The organism is Armatimonadota bacterium (assembly GCA_031081585.1).
Taxonomy (GTDB): Bacteria; Sysuimicrobiota; Sysuimicrobiia; order Sysuimicrobiales; family Humicultoraceae; genus Geohabitans; species Geohabitans tengchongensis.
Map to the genome: position 1 here is coordinate 21,590 of JAVHLY010000002.1, position 16,454 is coordinate 38,043.

Consider the following 16,454-nt stretch of genomic DNA (forward strand, 5'->3'; position numbering starts at 1 on the left):
GAGGGAGAAGATGCGCGGGCTCGCCGTCGCGCTCCTCGTGGGCGTGGTGGGGACCGTCGTCGGTGGTGCCAGGGCAGCTCCCGGCGCCGACGGTGCCAGGGCGGCTCCGGGCGGTGACCGGCGTGGCGCCACGTCCGCCGACCCGGGGATGACGGGGGCGGCGTTCGTGCCGCTGGCCGAGGTGCGGCGGGGGATGCGCGGCGTGGGCCGCACGGTGATCCGGGGCGCGCGGGTGGAGCGCTTCGACGTGGAGGTGCTCGACGTGCTGCGCGGCGCCGGGCCGGCCGGGGACCTCGTCCTCATCCGGGCCTCCGGTCCCCTGATCGCCCGCAGCGGCGGGATCGCCGCGGGCATGAGCGGCAGCCCGGTGAGCATCGTCGACCGCGGGCCGGACGGCCGGCCGCGGGAACGGCTGCTGGGGGCGATCGGCTTCGGATGGACCTTCAGCGACCACACGCTGGGGCTGGTCACACCGATCGGCGACATGCTCCAGGCCCTGCCCGGCGCCAGCCCGCCGAAACCGGCCGCCCCGCCTCTCGCCTCCGGGGGGCCGCGGACGCACGCCCTCAGCCGTCCCCTCCAGGTGGGCGCCGTGCGCGTGGAGCGAGTCCAGCTCGGGGGGAACGGGCCGGTGCCGCCCGGGGTGGCGCGCTTCCAGCCCGTCGCCGTCCCCCTCCTGGTGGCCGGGCTGGGGCGGCGCGCCCTCGAGGCCCTGGAGGGCGCCCTCCGCCCTTACGGCGTCCGCCCGGTCCCTGGAGGGAGCGGAGCGTCCCTGGAGGCTTCCGCCCCCCTCGGCCCCGGGAGCGCGATGGGGGCGCAGCTCGTGCGGGGCGACGTGAACCTCACGGCCATCGGCACGGTCACCTACCGCACCGGGGACCGGCTGGTGGGCTTCGGCCACGCCTTCCTGAACCGAGGGAGCGCGGCCTACCTCCTCACCCCCGCGGTGATCCACGAGGTGGTGCGCAGCGTGGCGGTGCCCTTCAAGGTCGGGTCCGCCGGAGCGGTCACCGGGACGATCACCCAGGACCGGCGGGCGGGCGTGGGGGCACGGGTGGGGCAGGCGCCCCGCACCTTCGCCGTGCGCGTGCGCGTCCGGGACGCCGACCGCGGGCGCACGGCGCAGGTCGGGCTGCAGGTGGTGCAGGACGAGGAGCTCGGCCCCCTGCTCACGCTGCTCGGCGTCCTCGAGGCCTTCGACCGTGCGCTCGACCGGATCGGCGGCGGCACCGCCCGCCTCGAGATGGTCCTGCGCGGGGTGGGGCTGCCGGGACCGGTCCGCCGGGCCAACGTCTACTACCACCCGCGCGACATCGCCGTGGGGGCGCTCCTGGAGCTGCCCGAGGCCCTGCGGCTGCTCTTCCGCAACGAGTTCGCCGTGATCACACCCGTCGACCTGACCGTGGAGGCGGAGGTCAGCCGCCAGCGCCGCACCGCCATCCTGCTGGACGCGGTCCCCCAGCGGGGCCGCGTCCGGGCGGGAGACCGCGTGCTCGTCGGCGTGGAGCTGCGCCCCTTCCACGGGGCGCCGCTGACGCGCACGCTGGAGGTGGCGGTCCCGGCGGACTTCCCCGCCGGCCCCGCCGTCTTGCTGGTGCGCGGCGGCAGCCAGACCGTCGCGGAGGATGCCCTGGCCGACCTGCTGACGAAGGAGACACCGGACGGGGGTGTGCGCTCGCTCGCCGAGCAGATCGCGACCTTCACGGAACGGGACCAGAACACGCAGCTCGTCGTGGAGCTGCTGAGCGGCCGGGCCGGCCCGGAGCGCGCGGCCGGCCGTCCGCGCACCCGTGAGTCAACGCCCTGGGTCCTGCGGGGCCGCCTGCAGGTCCCGCTCACGGTCGAGCCCTGAGGGCCCCGCCCAGGAGGTGTGACGGCGCCCCGGGCCGCAGCGTCCCACCCACGACCGGCGCCGGGGTCCCGGGCATGATGGAAGGGAAGGGGGAAACCTTTCCCCAAACGGGCACGTTTCCCTTGAGCGGTCACTTCGGGCCGTCCGTCCGGGGCGCGCGGTCTCCTCGCCCCTGAGGCCGGCCCGACGGGGCGGCCCCACGACCGGTCGACCATGCGCCTGATCCTCCTCATCCCGGCGTTCGTCCTCCTCCTGCTGCTCGCGGCAGGGACGGCGGCGCTGCTGTCGGGCGAGGTGCACGAGGCGGTGCGCGTCCGCCTCGTCACCCAGGTGGAGGCGCTGCTCGGGCGGGAGGTGGCCGTGGGGGCGCTGCGGGGCGACCCCATCCGCGGGGTCGTCCTCGAGCGGGTGGCCGTGGCCAGCCGGACCCGTCTGGCCCAGGGCGTCCTCTTCCGGGTGGACCGCGCGGTGGTGCTCTTCGACGTGGCGCGGCTGATCGTGGACCTGGTCCTCGGCCAGGGCCCGCTGCGCGCCGTCACCCACGTCCGCCTCGAGGGCCCCGAAGTGTGGCTCGAGCGCGACGTGCGCGGACGGTGGAACATCCTCGGCCTCTTCCCCCCGCGGCCGCCTGCCGCCCCGCCGGCGCCGCCGCCCTTCCGCGGGCGGGTCGCGGTCGCGCGCGGGACCGTCCACCTGCTCGACCGCGCCGCGCCGGGAGCGGTGTTCCAGGCGCGGTTCGAGGAGGTGGCGGGGGTGGCCGACCTGCACCAGGCCCCTGTGGTCGCCGTGGAGGGCAGCCTGACCAGCGTCTTCCGGGGACGGCGCTCGCCGGCCCGGGCCCGCGGGCAGTTCACGGTCGGTCAGGGCACCTTCGACCTCGACGTGCAGGTGACCGACGCCCCGGTGGCCCAGTGGGGTCCCTACCTGATCCGCTCGCCGCGCGCGGCGCTGCAGGGTGGCGCCTTCGACGGCCGCTTCCACCTGCTGGCCTCGCGCTGGGGCGAGCGCCTGGTGCTGGACTACCGGGGGACGCTGGTGCTGCGGGACGGCGCGGGACAGATCCTCCCCCAGCGCGTGCCGGTGCGCCGCGTGACGGGGACGGTCACCGTGAACAACCTCCACCTGGAGAGCGACGGGGTCCGCCTGGTCGTGGGCACCTCCCCGCTGGAGGTGAGCGGAGAGGTCTCCCTCGTCGGGGGCGGCCGAATGGACCTGGTGGTGCGCTCGCCGGGGCTGGACCTCGTGACGCTGCGGCGTCTCCTCTTCCCCGCAAGCGCCCTGCGCCTCACGGGGTCGGCCGGCGGGGCGGTGCGCATCGAAGGTCCGATGCGGGCCCCGGTGGTGGTGGGCCGTGTGGCCGACGCCCACGGGGTCATCGCCCGCCAGCCCTTCACCCATGCCTCCGCCGACTTCACCCTCTACGGCGACCTGGTGGCCCTGGAGGACTTCACCCTGACCGCCGGGCGCGGCCGCCTAGCCGGAGAGGTGCGCATCACCCTGGGCCGTCCGGGCCTCTTCCTGGCCGCCACGGCGGAGGGCGTCAGCCTGGACCTGCCGGCCCGCGCCGGCCTCGGCGTGCTCCTGCCGCTGCGGGGGACGGCGAGCGGGCGCTTCGTGGTGGTGCGCTTCGACGACCGGGTCGCCGCGGAAGGGGTGGGCACGGTGGGCCGGGGGAGCGGGCTCGGGGTGAGCTTCGACCGGCTGGAAGCGGCCTTCGCCTACGGTGACGACGGCGCGCTCACCCTCCCTTTCCTGCGGGCGCGTCGCGGCCCGGCCGAGGTCCACGCCTCGGGCGAGGCGGGGCCCCGCGGCACCCTGGACCTGGACCTCTGGGCCCAGCAGATCCCCCTGACGCTGCTCGCCGCGGAGACGGGTGTGCGCCTCCCGCTCGCCGGACGCCTCTCGGGGGAGGGGCAGGTCGGCGGCACGCTGGCCGATCCCGTCCTGCTGGCCACGGTCTGGACGGACGAGGGACGCGTGGGCCCGCTGCGGTTCGACAGCCTCGACGGGGTGGTGCGCCTCACCCGCCACACCCTGCGGACCCCCCAGACCGTCGTCCGGCAGGCGGGCGGACGCTACGTGGTAAGCGGAAGCGTGGGGTGGGCGGCCGGGGGGCGGTTCGACCTGACCGCCGAGGTCCGCGACATCCCGGCCGACACCCTGGCCGAGGCGGTGGACCTGCCGGTGGAGGCGCACGGCCGCATCGCCGGCACGGTGACGCTGCGCGGCGCCCCGGGCCGCCCCCGGGCCCAGGGGCGCCTCACCCTGCGGGACGGACGCATCGCCGGACAGCCCGTCACCTCCGCGGCGGCGGCCTTCCGCTGGACGCCCGAGCTCCTCACCGTCGAGCGGGCCGAAGCGCGCCTGGGGACCTCGCTGGTCACGGCCCGCGGGACCGTGCCGCGGCGCGGGCCGCTCGCGCTGCGCTTCACCGCGCGGGGGTTCGACCTGCGCGACCTGAGCCTCCTGCCCCGGGAGGCGCTGCAGGTGGCGGGGACCGTCGACCTCGACGGGCGCGTGGGCGGCAGCGCCGCCGCCCCGACGGTGACGGCCACGCTGGCCTCCACGGACCTGCTCATCAACGGCGTGGCCTTCGACGCCGCGACCGGCCATGTGGCGTGGCGGAACGGCCGCCTGGCTCTGGATCCGCTCGCGTTTACGCGGGCGGGCGGGCAGTACGTCGTGAGCGGCACCGTGCAGACGCACCCGCCCTACACGCTCGACCTGCAGGCCCGCGTGGAGGGCGGCCGGCTGGCGACCCTGCTGGACCTGGGGCGCATCCATCCCCCCCTGGCCGTCGACGGCCGCCTCCAGGGGACCGTGGCGGTCCGCGGTCCGATCGGCCGCCCGCAGGCCGCGCTCGACGCCACGCTCACGGAGGGGCGTCTGGGCGACCACCCCATGCCCGAGGCGCGGCTGGACCTGGCCATGGCCGACGACGTCGTGCACATCCGCGGGGCGCGCGCCCGTGTGGGCGAGGGGCTGGTGGCGGCGGCCGGACGGGTCGACCTGCAGGGCCACAGCCAGTTCGAGGTGGGCGGGCAGGGGCTGCCCTTCGACCTCCTCCGTCCGGTCCTCGGCACGGCACAGCCGCTGGCCGGGCGGTTCGACTTCGCCACGCAGGTGAGCGGCCGCCTGGCCGAGCCCGAGGTGGGCATCTCGCTCGAGGTGCGGGACGGGCGCGTCGGGGCCGTCGCCTTCGACTCGCTCGTGGCCAACGCCTTCTACAAGGACGGACAGTTCCATGTGGAGCAGGCCCTGCTCCGCGAGGACGGCCACCGGATCAAGGGGGAGGGGCGGCTCCCCTTCAACCCGGCGCTGCGCCGCCTGGCCGACCGGCCGATGCGCTTCCAGATCACCCTGGAGGAGACGACGCTCGGCGTCCTCACCCTGCTGACGCCCGCCGTGCGCGAGGCCACGGGGCGCCTGGAGGGCGGGGTGCTGATCGAGGGGACGCCCACCCATCCGGAACTCGCCGGCCGGCTGGCGGTCCGCGACGGCCGGCTGCGGCTCCGGGGTCTGGAGGTGCCGCTCGAGGCCCTCGCCGGGGAGATCACCTTCACCGACGACCAGGTGCGGGTCCAGCGTCTGACGGCGCGGCTGGGCCGCGGCACGGTGGGGCTGGCCGGCGCCGTGGCCGTGCGGGAGTTCCGTCCCGTCCGGGCGGAGGGGCTGGTGCTGGAGGCGCGCGGGGCGCGCCTGGCCGCACCCCCCTACGTGAACGCGGACGTGGACGCGGACCTCACCCTCACCGGCCCGCTCGGCGACCCCCACCGGCCGCCGGAGCTGTCCGGCGGGGTGACCCTGCGCAACGGGACGGTGGTCCCGCCGGTGGGGCGCGCGGCCGCGCCCTTGCGCCCTGGCCCGCCGACGGTGCGCTTCCGCGAAGTGCGCCTGGCCAGCGGTCCCGACCTGGCCGTGCAGCTCGGCCGCCTGCGCATCGACCTGCGCCAGGGCAGCGCGATCGTGCTGGGCGGGACCCTGGCGGATCCGAGCCTGCAGGGAGAGCTGGTGGCCGAGCGCGGCGTGCTCAACGTCTTCGGCCGCACCGTCCTGCTCCAGGAGGGCGCGGCCCGCTTCGTCCCAGGCCAGGGGCTCGTGCCGCGCATCAGCGCGCGGGCCGAGACCCGCGTGGGCAGCACCCGCATCTTCATCGAAGTGACGGACGCCACCCCGGCCGAGCTGGGAGAGCGCCTCGTCCTCACCTCCGACCCGCCCATGTCGCGCCAGGAGATCGCCGCTCTCCTCTACCGCGAGTCGGGGCTGGCGGCGCTGCGCGAGGGGGACGTGGGCGAAGCGCTGCGCCTGGAGCTGAGCCGCCTCCTCCTGGGGCAGGTGGGGGAGTCGATCGCGCGGGTGCTGGGCCTGGAGGAGTTCACCATCACCTATGACTTCGAGCGCCCCCTGCAGCTGCGCGTAGGGCGGGTGCTGCTCCGCGACCTCTACCTGACGCTCACGACGGTGTTCGAGGAGGAGACGCGGTTCATCTGGGCGCTGGAGTACCGGTTCGCGCCCGCCATGCTGCTGACGTTGAACGTCGACAACTTCGGCCGCACCGACGTCCTCCTGCTCTACCGCATCACCTTCTGACCCGGCGGTCACCCGCGGAGCCGAACCAGCGGGCGGCGACCGGTGGAGAGAGGAGATCAGTCGGGGCGGACGAATTCGAGCGAGATGATGCGGACGACGGACCCGTTCTTCGCCGATTACCTCCGCGAGCTCCAGCAGGTCGCCCTCCTCACCCCGGAGGAGGAGACGCTGCTGTGGGCGCAGTTTCGCGCCCACGATGACGCCGCCAGCCGGGCACGGCTGATCGAGGCCTATCAGCCGCTGGTCTTCAAGGTGGCCATGCAGCTGCGCCCCCCCGACGCCCTGCTGATGGACGCCATCCAGGAGGGGACGGTGGGGCTCATCGAGGCGGTGGAGCGCTTCGACCCTGCCCGCGGCGTCCGCTTCAGCACCTTCGCCACCTACCGCATCCGCGGGGCCATCCTCAACGCCCTGCACCGCGAGCGCACCGACGCCTCGCTCGACCAGCTGGTCGAAGAGACCGGGGAGGCGGCGTTGGCCACCGAGGGGGTCCTGCAGCGCGTCGAGGACGAGGTGCTGGCGGGGGAGGTGCGCCAGGTCATCGCCGACCTCCCGCCGCGCGAGCGCGCGGCGTTGCGGGCGTTGATCGGGGAAGCGGAGCCGCGCGCGGTGGCCGTGGACCTGCGCGTCAGCCTCTCGCACTTCTACCGGATCCAGCGCCGGGCGCTCGAGCGCGTCCGTGCCGTCCTGGCCGGTCCGCCGGCCTCGGCGGACGCGGCGCGCCCGTGAGGGTGGCGCCCGGCGCCCACCGGCGTGCGGCGGGGGCGGGCCCGTGCCCGGTGCCGGTTGGCGCGGGCTGCTCCGGCCGTGGGACGATGCGCCGCGAACGGCGGATAGTAACTGTGCGGCGAGTGATGGGGGAGGCAGGAGGCGAGAACCGCGTGCGCGAGGGGATGCCCCAGCAGATCGTGCGCCACATCGGGTTCGCCGAGCGATGGCTGGCGCGGGCCAGGCAGGAGTGCGCCCAAGGGAACGTGCCCCGCAGCCTGCTCACGTTGCTCCTGGCCGAGGCGGAGGTGCACCGCGCCCGCCTGCTGCCGCGGGAGGCCGTGGCCACCGCCCCCGCGGCCACCCCACGCGCGCCGCTCATGACCGCGGCCGTCGCCCTGGTGGCGGCGGGGGCGCTCCTCCTGGCCCAGGGGCGGGTCGCTCAGCCTGCCAGCGAGCCGCCACCGGCGCCGCTGATCCTGACGCTCGGTCACCAGGTCGGTCGGGTGCTGGCGCTCGTCGCCCTGAGCGACGACGCGGGCACCGCCCAGGCTGCCGCACCCTCCGGCGTGCGGGTCGCGCCCGCCGTGCCGGCGCCGGTCCGCCTGACCCGCCCCCCGGCCGTGGTCACCACCCAGCGGACCGCCCGTCCCGCCCGGAACCCCGTCGGGACCGCGTCACCGTCGGTCCGCCCGCGCGCGAGGGACGGGGGGAGCACCGAGGCCTCCCGGCCCGTGCTCACCGAGGGTGACCTGATCGACCTGGTGCTCGCCGCAGAGCGCTCCCTCAGGATGGGAGGGCGCTGATCGCCTTCCCCATGCGGTCCTCCGGGTGCCGGCACCCCCTGGCCCTTGGCGTGTTCGTCTGCGCGCTGGTTCTGCTGGCGGCCGCGGTCCTTCCCCGCGCGGCGACAGGCCAGGCGCCCACGCCGTCGCCCGCGCCCACGCCAACTCCAGCGCCCACGGCCACACCCGCGCCGACGCCGAGCCCGGCGCCCACGGCGACGCCCGGGCCGACCCCAACTCCGACGCCCACGGCGACGCCCGCGCCGGGACCCTCCCCGACACCCGCTCCTTCCCCGACGGGCACGCCCACGCCCGCCCCGCGGGGTACCCCCACCCCCACGCCGGGGCCGACGCCCGCCCCCACACCGGCGCCGCGGGTCGTGGCCGTGGAGGTGGTGGGCAACCGCCACATCCCCACCGACCAGATCCTGGCCCAGGTGCAGGTGCGCCCCACCACCCTGCTGGACCCGGAGACGGTCCGGCGCGACGTCCAGGCCATCGGCGAGCTGGGCTGGTTCGCCGACGTCACCGCCCGGGTGCAGGGGGCACCCGGGGGCGTCCGCGTCGTGTACGTGGTCGTGGAGAACCCGGTGGTGATCGACGTGGTGGTGGAGGGGAACACCGTGATCCCCACCCCCGAGATCCTCCAGGCGCTGCGCGTCCCGCTCCACCAGGTCCTGAACTTCCGGCAGCTGCGCGAGGGGACGCAGGCGGTGGAGCGCCTCTACGAGTCCCGGGGCTACGTGCTGGCCCGGGTGGCCGACGCCGGCCTCACTCCCGCCGACGGCGGCCGCCTGCGGGTGCGCATCGCCGAGGGGCGCATCGAGGCGGTCGAGTTCCGCGGCCTCACCAAGACCCAGCCCTTCGTGCTGCGGCGGGCGCTCACGCTCAAGCCCGGCGACGTCTTCAACGTCCAGCAGGTGAACCGCGACCTGCAGCGCGTCTTCGAGCTCGGCTTCTTCGAGAACGTCCAGGCCCGCCCGCGGCCCGGGTCCACGCCGGATACGGTCGTACTGGAGATCGAGGTGCAGGAGGCGCGCACCGGCCGCATCGCCTTCGGCATCGGCTACAGCACCGCCCAGGGCGTGGTGGGGTCGCTGGAGGTGGGTGAGCGCAACTGGCGGGGCCGCGGGCAGGCCATCAGCCTGCGCGTGGAGCGCGGCGTGGGACTCGGCGCCGGGACGGAGACCTCCCCCCGCTTCAACTTCTCCCTTAACTTCCGCGAGCCGTTCCTCGACGCGCTCGGGACCGGCCTGGAGATCAGCCTCTTCCAGACCTCGGCGATCCAGCGGGAGTTCGTCCTAGGGACCCTGACGTCACGCTACGACCTCACCCGCACCGGGAGCTTCGTCGAGGGCAGCCGGCCGGTGGCTCCGGACACCACCGTCGCCCTGCGCCTGCGCTCGGAGCTGGCCAGCATCGACCCGCTGCCCCTCGACCCCAACGATCCCGCCTCGCCCGCTCCGCCCCCGACCTTCTTCAACCCCGGCTGTCTCTCCGGCGCCGGCGGCTGCCGCACCGTCGCCCTGGCCGCCACCGGGGTGCGCGACACGCGGGACAACAAGATCGAACCGACCCGCGGGAGCCGGCAGCTCCTCTCCGTCGAGCTCGGGCTCCCCGCCCTGGGCGGGGAGTTCGCCTTCCAGAAGTACGTGGCCGAGTACGTCCAGTACTTCCCCTTCGGCGGCGGCTCCCTGCTGGCCGGCCGGGTCATGGTCGGACTGAGCGGCGGGGACCTCCCCCTGCAGGAGTTCTTCGTCGTCGGCGGCGCGACGACGCTGCGCGGCTTCCCGGCCGGCCGCTTCCGCGGTCCCTCCATGGGCCTGCTGAACGTGGAGTACCGCACGCCGCTTGGGGGGATCGCCCCCTTCCTGCGCGACTTCACCGGCGTGGTCTTCGTGGACGCGGGAGCGGCGCCGCTGGGCGGCGGGGAGGGGCTAAAGGTGACCTACGGCGTGGGGACGGCGTTCCGGACGCCGCTCGGCACGATCCGGCTCGACGTCGCCTTCGGACCGGAGGGGACCCAGACGTGGCTCAGCCTGGGCCATCCCTTCTGAGGGCCCGCCCCGCTCCCGCAGGCGTCGCCGCGCTGCTCCTCTGTGCCCTTGCCCTGGCGCCGGCGGTGCGCGCGCAGGTGCCCGCCGTCCAGGAGGTGGCGGTGCGCCTCGAGGTGGAGGGGCCGGTGCCCGCCCCGCCGATCCGGGCACGGCTGGAGGAGACGGTGGACGCGGTGGCCCGCCGCCTCCTGGTGGGGCGGCCGGTCGGCGGGGTGCGCGAGGGGCAGCGCCAGCTCGAATCCGTCCTGCGCACCGTCCTCGACCGCGTCGTGGCCGGGTACGCGGTCACCGCGGGGCAGATCGACCCGGGGCCGACCAGCACCGTGCTGGTGCGCCTGCGCCCCGCCCCGCCGCTCATCCGCCGGGTGGTCCTGCGCCCGCGCGCCGAGGTCCACCCGCGGGTGTGGCCGCTACTCGAGGCCCTGGTGGCGACACAGCTGGCTCCGGCGGCGGCCACCCTCCTCACCGGGCTTCCCGTGGCCGCGGTGGACTGGGCCGGACCGCTGGTGGTCGCGGAGCTGCGCCGCGTCGCCGAGGCGGCGGTGCCCGGTTACACCCTGGAAGCGCAGCTGGCGGCCGGGGCGGAGACCGTCGTGGCCGGCCGGCTGGTCCCGCGCGACAGCCGCGTCGTGCGCAACATCGGCGTGCGCTTCCGCTCGTCGTCCATCCCCACGATCCTGCTCGACCAGCACGCTCCCGTCGTGGCCTCCTTCGCCGACCCGCTGCGCGGGCTGCCGGTCGCCTTCGCCGAGGCCCACCGCGCCGCGCTGGAAGGGCTTGTGGCCGCGACCCTGGCCGCCTATCCGCCCGTGGTGCAGTACCACATCGTGGCCCGCCCCGCGCTGCGCGTGGGGGAGACCACTGTCGTGACGGTGGTGGCCGACTCGCTCCTCTACCGCGCCCGGCTCCAGGCGGTGATCACCGTCGGCACGCAGGCGCCGCCCCCGGAACTCCAGGTCTCCCTGGGCCGTCTCTTCGGCGCGGTGGAGGTGTTCGGCCAGCTGGCCGTCACCCCCAACACCCTCGACCTGCGGTACGACCTGGGGGTCGCGGTCACCCCGACGCCCGCGTGGCAGGTGGGCGTGGCCAAGACGCTCAACCGTCCGCGGCTCCTGACCTGGACGGCGTACACGCTGAGCCCGGATGTGGACGTGCGGCTGGCCCTGGAGAGCAGCGCGGGGACCGTGGAGGCCAGCGTGCGCTACCGGCTGAACGAGTTCCAGGCGGGCGAGCTCGTGGCCACGTCCCGGGGCGACGTGTGGCTGCGCCTGCTCAGCAACCTGTGATGACGGTGCCGAGGACCACTGCAGGGGGGGTCGGGCGACGAAGGCGCCGGGGCACGCCGCGCTGGCAGCGGGCCGGTTGACGGCGCGGGTAGAATGGGTGTGCTTCCGCACGGCGCACGGGGACGCGCGGACGGCGCGGACGCGCACCTGCGAGCTCGGAAGGAGGGATGGTCGTTGGGAGAACGTCTGGCGCAGGTCCGGTATTCCCGGCGGACGCTGCGCACCGTGGCAGCCGCCGTCGTGGTCGCCGTGCTCATCGTGGCGGTCGTCCTGCTCGGCCGCTCGGGCGCGCCGCCGGTCTTCGGGCAGAGCTTCGTCATCGGCTTCGTGGACATGCAGCGGGCGCTGGACGCGCACCCGCGCAAGGCCGCGTCGGAGCGCGCCCTCCAGGAGTTCTTCCAGGCCAAGCAGCGGGAGTTCGCCCAGCGGGCGCGCGGGCTCACCCCCGAGCAGCGCCAGCAGCTCGACCGCCAGCTGCAACAGCAGGTCATCCAGAAGCGCCAGGAACTGCTGGGCGGGCTGGACCGTGACCTGCGCGCGGCCGTCGAGGAGGTCGCCCGGGCCGAGAACGTCAGCATCGTCCTGGAGCGCTCCGTCGTGTTGTTCGGAGGCGTCGACCTCACCGACCAGGTGATCAAGCGCCTGACCGGGAAGTAGGCCGAATGCGTCGCCTTACCGCCGCCACGCTCGCCGCGGCCACCCTCTTCCTGGCGGCGTGCGGCGGACGGCCCGGGGGGCGCGGGGAGGTCCGGCCCGCCCCCACCGCCGCGCGCACCGCGCGGCCGCTGCGCGTTGCCGTGGTCGACATCGACGCTGTGGCCCGGCGCCACCCGCGCTGGCCCGCCCTCGACGCCCTGAACCGCCGCCTGCAGGCGGTGGAGGTGGCCCTCCTCTCGCCGCCGCCACCACCGCCGCTCGACCAGCGCCGCGCGGAGGCGCAACTGGCGGCCCAGGCCCGGCAGATCCGCGCGGCCCTCGAGGCGGAGCTGCAGGCCCAGCGGCAGCGCGACCAGGCCCTCCTGGACCGGTACGCCCGGCAGGTCCAGGAGGAGCGGCGGGCCCGCCTCCAGGCCAGCCAGCGGCAGATCGAGGCCGAGGTGCGCCGCGCCGTCGAGGCGCGGGCCGCCGCCCTGCAGGAGGCGCTGCGCGCCTACGAGCTGCAGGTGATCGAGGAGTACCGCTACCCGCTGGCCAACCTGCGCCTCAAGGCGGACGTGGTGGGGCTCGCCAATGAGGAGGAGCTGCGCCGCCTCAACGAGGAGCTGGCCCGGCTGCAGTCGGAGCGCGACGCCCGGATCCGGCAGCGCGCCGCCGAGCTGGACCAGCAGCTGGCGGAGTTCCAGCGCGCGCAGGAGCAGCTGGCTCGGGCGCGGCTGGAGCGGCTCTCGCGCCAGGCCGAAGCCGAGGTGCGCACGCTGGTCGAGGCGAAGCGGCGGGAGCTGGAGGCCCGGGCGGCGCAGCGGGCCCGGGCGCAGCAGGCCCGCTTCCAGGCCCGCGTGCAGGCGGTGCGCCGCCAGATCCTGGGGGCGCTGCGCCGCCAGGTGGAGGAGGCCCAGCAGCGCTACCTGGCCCAGCTGCGCGAACGGGAGCGGCAGCTGCAGGCGGAACGGCAGGCCCTCCAGGAGCAGCGGCTGCGCCTCCAAGACAGCCTGCTGGCCGAGGTGAAGATCGAGGTGGCGGCGCTGGCCGCCGAGCAGGGGCTCGACGTGGTGCTCACGCGCTACATCAGCAACGTGACCAGCCTGGACCTCACCGACGCCGTCATCGCCCGCCTGAAGTGACCCTGCGCCGCCCGACCGCCCTGCTGCTCGCCGTGCTGCCCCTGGCGCTGGGGGGCTGCGCTCCGGCGGCGGTGGGCGTGGTGGACACCAACCGCGTCCTCACCGAGAGCGTGCGCGCGCTCTCCTACCAGCGGCAGCTCGACGAGCAGGAGAAGGCCATGGCCGCCGACCTGCGGCTGCTCGCGGGGCGGCTCCCCCCCGCCGACCTGGAGGCCCGCCGGAACCAGTACCTCAAGGAGCTGGAGGCCCTCAAGGCCGAGCTGGAGCGGCGGCTGAACGAGGAGGTCCGGGCCGTCATCGCCCAGGTGGTGCGGGAGCGGCGCCTGCGCTACGGGGTGCTGGTGAAGGGGCCGATCATCCACGCCCAGCCCGGGCGCATTGTGGACATCACCGACGAGGTCATCGAGCGCCTGCGGTGAACGCGCCGACGCGCCTGGGGGAGCTGGCGGCCCGGGTGGGCGGCGAGGTCCTGGGCGACCCCGACCTCGTGATCAGTGGCGTCGCCGAACCGGCCGGGGCCCGGCCCGGGACCATCGTCTTCGCCGCCGACGCCCGGGCCCTCAGGGTGGCGGAAGCCAGTGAGGCCTCCGCCGTCCTCCTCCCGGCCGAGCTCCCGCCCGGCCGCAAGCCGGCCATCCGCGCGGCCAACCCGCGCCTGGCCTTCGCCCGGCTCCTCCAGTGGTTCGCTCCGGCCCCGGCCTACCCGGTCGGCGTCCACCCCACGGCGGTCCTCGGGTCGGACGTGGTGCTGGGGGAGGGAGTGGGGGTGGGCCCCCACGTGGTGCTGGGGGACCGCGTGCGTGTGGGGGCCCGCACCGCCATCCTCGCCGGGGCCGTGGTGGGCGACGAGTGCGTCATCGGGGAGGGGTGCGTCCTCCACCCCCACGTGACCCTCTATCCCCGGACCGTCCTGGGGGACCGCGTCTGCCTGCACGCCGGGGTGGTCATCGGCAGCGACGGGTTCGGGTATGCGCAGGGAGAGGAGGGCGCGGTGAAGCTCCCTCACCTGGGACGGGTGGTGATCGAGGACGACGTGGAGATCGGGGCCAATACCGCCGTCGACCGGGCCACGCTGGGGGAGACGCGTATCGGCGCGGGGACGAAGATCGACAACCTCGTGCAGGTGGGACACAACGTCCGCATCGGGCGGGGCGTGCTGATCGTGGGACAGGTGGGGCTCTCCGGCAGCGTCACCGTCGGCGACGGCGCCATTCTGGCCGGACAGGTCGGCGTCCCCGACCACGTGGCGATCGGCGCGGGGGCCCGGGTGCTGGCCCGGGCCGTCCCCACGCGCGACGTGCCTCCCGGCGCCATCGTCTCCGGGTTCCCGGCGCAGCCGCACCGCGACGAGCTGCGGCTGCAGGCGGCGCTGCGGCGGGTCCCCGAGCTGCTGGAGCGGCTGCGGGCGCTGGAAACGCGGCTTGGAGGCGCGGCCGACGCGCGCGGGCCTGACGAGCCGGGGGCTGCGCCGGAGGGCGGGGAGTAGATGGCTGCCGGGTCCGGGCGCACTGCCGTGCGGTCCGACATGCGGCACCGGCCCGGCGCGCGGTACCGGCCCGGCGCGCGGCACCGGGCAGGCCTCATCGCGGGTCTGGCGCTGGCCGTGCTGGCCGCGGCGGCGCCGGACCGCGCACCGGCCGCTCCCCCTGCAGCCCCGCCGGGGTGGGCCAGGGTCGTCCCCACAGCCGGGGCGGTACAGGTGGTGGTGCAGGGGACGGTGGTGCTGAGCCTGCGCGGTCCCGACGCGCTGCGGCGAGCGACCGAGGTAGTCCGGCGGCTGGAAGCCGCCGCGGCCGCCGGAGGGCCGCCGGAGGTCGCCGTGGCCGTCCACGCCGGCGGCGCCGACCTCCTGCTGAACGGCCGCCGCCTAGTCACCGTGGACCCCGCACAGGCCGCCGCCCACGCCACCACCCCGGAGGCCCTGGCCGCGGTCTGGGCGGGGCGCCTGGTGCAGGCGCTGGTCCGCCCGGCCGTCCTGATCGCGCCCGCCCGTCTCCTCCTCCCCCCCGGAGCGGTGGCGACGGTGCAGGTGACGGTCTTCCCGCCGGAGCCGCTAAGGGTGGGACCGCACGACGAGCAGGTGGCGCAGGCCCGTCTGGGGGCGCCCGGCGTCCTGGTCGTGGAGGCGCGCCGGCCCGGATCGGTCCTCATTCCCCTGCTGGCCGGGCTCACGCAGGTGAGCCTGGCGGTGACGGTGCGCGCCGAGGCGGGGATCCTCCCTGAGGCGGTGACGGTGACCGTCACCGGGAAGACGTTAGACCCGGGGCTGGTCGCGGAGGCGGTGACCCGCCGCATCGACCAGTTGACGGTGCGCCAGCCCGGGGCGGTGCTCACGGTGGGGCCGATGCCGCCGCTGCCCGAGCTGCCGCCGCCGGAGGGCGGCAACGGTCCGCCCGCCGGGCCGATCGTGCTGGAGGTCCCGGCGCGTCTGCAGAGCCCCTACGCCCTGCCGGTCTCCCGGGTCGTGCCCGCCACCGTGCTCCACGAGACGGTGGCGGTGCGCGATCCGACCGTCCTGCTGGTGAGCAACCGGCCGGAGGTCGTCGTCACCAACGGAGTCCTCTTCCAGGACGTGGTCGACGGCGCCCACCCCACCCGGCTCCTCTATCATCACATGAACGGCTCCCCCCACGCGCGCATCCTCACCGTCTCGCTGGGGAACCGCAGCGACCGCCCCGCCCGCCTCCTGCTGCTGCGGGGGCTGGCCGGGCCGTCCCCGGACCCGCTCTACGTGGGGCACGTGGCCACGCTGCGCTTCCTGCGGGCCGTGGCCGACGGACAGGGGTACGTGCTGGAGCTGCTGCCGCGCTCCACCTACACCTTCACCGCGCAGGGGCTGGCGCCGCGGCAGCTCGTCTCGGGAATCCTGCAGCTGCAGCTGCTGGAGGGTGAGGCGCTGGAGGTGGCCGTGCACATCCGGTCGCCATGGCTCCTCCAGGGGACCGTGACCAGCGAGGTCAACCAACCCGCCTACCCGCACCCCCGCGGGACCTTCCAGCTCACGACGGTGACGGTCGGCCCCACGGTGGACGTCACGCGCGCCGCCGTGCTCGTCGACCTGGGCACAGGGGGGCGGCCGCGCGACCTGCGCACCGGCGAGGTGCTCGTCGGCGACTACGGGATCCTCTACCGGCTGGCGCCCGTCCTGGTCAACCCGCAGCCCCGGGAGCTGAGCGTCGATCTGACGGCCACCGCGGCCGGCGGCCCGGCGCGCGGGGTCTTCCTGATCGCGGGGGAGGTGGTCGAGCTCGGCGTCCTGCGGGCGGGCGAGAGCCAGCGCCTTGCCACCTGGACGCTGGCCGGCGGCGAGACGCGCGCCGTCGAGATCCTCACCATGCCCGCCGCGGGGTCGTTCTACCCGGTGCGGCTCGCCCTCCGGCCCCATGAGTGAAGAC

The 16,454-nt window shown here is 75.8% G+C and carries 11 protein-coding genes; all 11 read left to right on the plus strand.

Features of this window, described 5'->3' with window-relative positions; all coding sequences use genetic code 11:
- Positions 1 to 10 precede the first annotated feature (10 nt).
- The 11 genes from RB146_01205 (at position 11) to RB146_01255 (ending at position 16,450) form a co-directional block, all read left to right on the plus strand.
- Entirely contained in the window at positions 11 to 1,852 is a 1,842-nt protein-coding gene (locus tag RB146_01205) for a hypothetical protein (protein MDQ7827599.1), read from the plus strand.
- Between the two features lie 213 nt (positions 1,853 to 2,065).
- Positions 2,066 to 6,442: a translocation/assembly module TamB domain-containing protein gene (locus tag RB146_01210; GenBank protein ID MDQ7827600.1), complete on the plus strand. Its 4,377-nt coding sequence runs from the start codon at positions 2,066 to 2,068 to the stop codon at positions 6,440 to 6,442.
- Positions 6,443 to 6,526: 84 nt separating this feature from the next.
- A complete protein-coding gene (locus RB146_01215) occupies positions 6,527 to 7,171 on the plus strand; it encodes a sigma-70 family RNA polymerase sigma factor (protein MDQ7827601.1) in 645 nt (214 codons plus the stop codon).
- Between the two features lie 125 nt (positions 7,172 to 7,296).
- The gene (locus RB146_01220) at positions 7,297 to 7,956 is read left to right on the plus strand and encodes a hypothetical protein (protein ID MDQ7827602.1); all 660 of its coding nucleotides are present in this window, start codon (positions 7,297 to 7,299) and stop codon (positions 7,954 to 7,956) included.
- A 359-nt stretch (positions 7,957 to 8,315) separates the two neighbouring features.
- Positions 8,316 to 9,992 (plus strand): POTRA domain-containing protein, encoded by a 1,677-nt coding sequence (locus RB146_01225; GenBank protein MDQ7827603.1) that lies wholly within the window; start codon positions 8,316 to 8,318, stop codon positions 9,990 to 9,992.
- A gap of 65 nt (positions 9,993 to 10,057) precedes the next feature.
- Positions 10,058 to 11,278 (plus strand): hypothetical protein, encoded by a 1,221-nt coding sequence (locus RB146_01230; protein MDQ7827604.1) that lies wholly within the window; start codon positions 10,058 to 10,060, stop codon positions 11,276 to 11,278.
- Between the two features lie 174 nt (positions 11,279 to 11,452).
- Positions 11,453 to 11,935 (plus strand): OmpH family outer membrane protein, encoded by a 483-nt coding sequence (locus tag RB146_01235; GenBank protein MDQ7827605.1) that lies wholly within the window; start codon positions 11,453 to 11,455, stop codon positions 11,933 to 11,935.
- A gap of 5 nt (positions 11,936 to 11,940) precedes the next feature.
- Positions 11,941 to 13,059 (plus strand): hypothetical protein, encoded by a 1,119-nt coding sequence (locus tag RB146_01240; GenBank protein ID MDQ7827606.1) that lies wholly within the window; start codon positions 11,941 to 11,943, stop codon positions 13,057 to 13,059.
- Entirely contained in the window at positions 13,056 to 13,478 is a 423-nt protein-coding gene (locus RB146_01245; GenBank protein MDQ7827607.1) for an OmpH family outer membrane protein, read from the plus strand. Before RB146_01240 ends, RB146_01245 begins: the two co-directional genes overlap by 4 nt.
- Complete coding sequence (gene lpxD, locus RB146_01250) at positions 13,475 to 14,545, plus strand: UDP-3-O-(3-hydroxymyristoyl)glucosamine N-acyltransferase (protein ID MDQ7827608.1); 1,071 nt, start codon at positions 13,475 to 13,477, stop codon at positions 14,543 to 14,545. The genes RB146_01245 and lpxD overlap by 4 nt, the downstream gene beginning before the upstream one ends.
- On the plus strand, positions 14,546 to 16,450 hold the full coding sequence (locus RB146_01255) for a hypothetical protein (GenBank protein MDQ7827609.1): 1,905 nt from the start codon (positions 14,546 to 14,548) through the stop codon (positions 16,448 to 16,450). It abuts the gene before it with no gap.
- Positions 16,451 to 16,454: the final 4 nt, after the last annotated feature.